Source organism: Aminobacter sp. P4_D5 (assembly GCF_056401815.1).
The window spans coordinates 1-1,026 of the sequence record NZ_JBFUIP010000433.1 but is presented as its reverse complement, the minus strand read 5'-3'; the positions used below and the strand labels follow the sequence as shown (position 1 = coordinate 1,026).

Genomic DNA, 1,026 nt, shown 5'->3' with positions numbered 1-1,026 from the left:
CTGTACCGGTGGCTGAAGAGCCAGGCGAAGGGCTTCTTTGGGACGTCGTCGATCAAGTGGAACTTCACCAAGTTCCTGGTGGATCGGCAGGGCCGAGTGGTGAAGCGGTTCGGTTCGACGACCAAGCCGGACGCTATTCGCAGCGCGATCGAGACGTTGCTTTGATGGATGCGAGGGGCGTTGGCCCTCGGTTGTGTCCCTTCGCGGCCAACCCCCGCCAGGGTTCCATGCAGTTGAACACCGTCCTCGCCGCATCCGAGTGGCCTCGAAGCGGACAGCTGCCACCGCCAATGTAGCCGCCGGGCCAAGGACTTAGTCGCAGTCGATCTGGATGCCTGGTCTCACATCGGGGTGGATCAGGTAGGTGGTCGTCTCGCCTACCGTTACGCCCATCCGGATACCGGCCTGGAGCCTGAGAGTGGCCGGACTGTTGAGCCGTTGCTGCGTCAGCTGAGGGACGCCGACGAGCGAAACACGCACCACGGTGGTGCTCATAACGCGCGAATCGTTCCGGATGATGGCCCGCCAAGTATACCATGTCACACCGTTCCGGTTGGAGGGCGTAACCTCAGGGGTCTGTTGAACGATGAAGGCCGGGCAGGTCCTGGCGCTGGCGTCGCTTGGAACGGCAGCGATGGCCGCGAGGGTCGCCAGAAGGAGAAGAGGACGGAGGATCATGGCGCGGGTCTTTGTGTAACTTTCGCGACCATGACATCCCAGATTTCGCGGGGCTATCGGTTGCTGCCTATCACGCCGATCGGCACAACAATTGCCCCTTCCCCTACGAGGGGCAAAGCTCCCCTCAAGCGTCGACTGCCTCCGCATCCATCGTCGCCGCATTGTCCTGGATGAACTTGAACCGCAGCTCCGGCTTGCGGCCCATCAGCGCCTCCATCAGCTCCGCCGTCTTCGCGCGCTCCTCCGGAGGCAGCACCACCTTCAGCAGCACGCGCTTGGCGAGGCCCATGGTGGTCTCTTTCAGCACGGCGGCCGGCATCTCGCCGAGCCCCTTGAAGCGGCTGACCT

The 1,026-nt window shown here is 63.3% G+C and carries 1 protein-coding gene and 1 pseudogene; both read right to left on the bottom strand.

Translation table 11 applies throughout. From position 1 onward, the window contains the following. Positions 1–312 precede the first annotated feature (312 nt). Positions 313–678: a hypothetical protein gene (locus AC1DWF_RS32540; protein WP_476842645.1), complete on the bottom strand. Its 366-nt coding sequence runs from the start codon at positions 676–678 to the stop codon at positions 313–315. 124 nt (positions 679–802) lie between these two features. After that, positions 803–1,026: pseudogene (locus AC1DWF_RS32535) on the bottom strand (DNA topoisomerase IV subunit B); the annotation flags it as partial.

Excerpts from the sequence above, each read along its gene's own strand:
- AC1DWF_RS32540 (WP_476842645.1), bottom strand. The coding sequence starts at position 678 with ATGATCCTCCGTCCTCTTCTCCTTCTGGCGACCCTCGCGGCCATCGCT.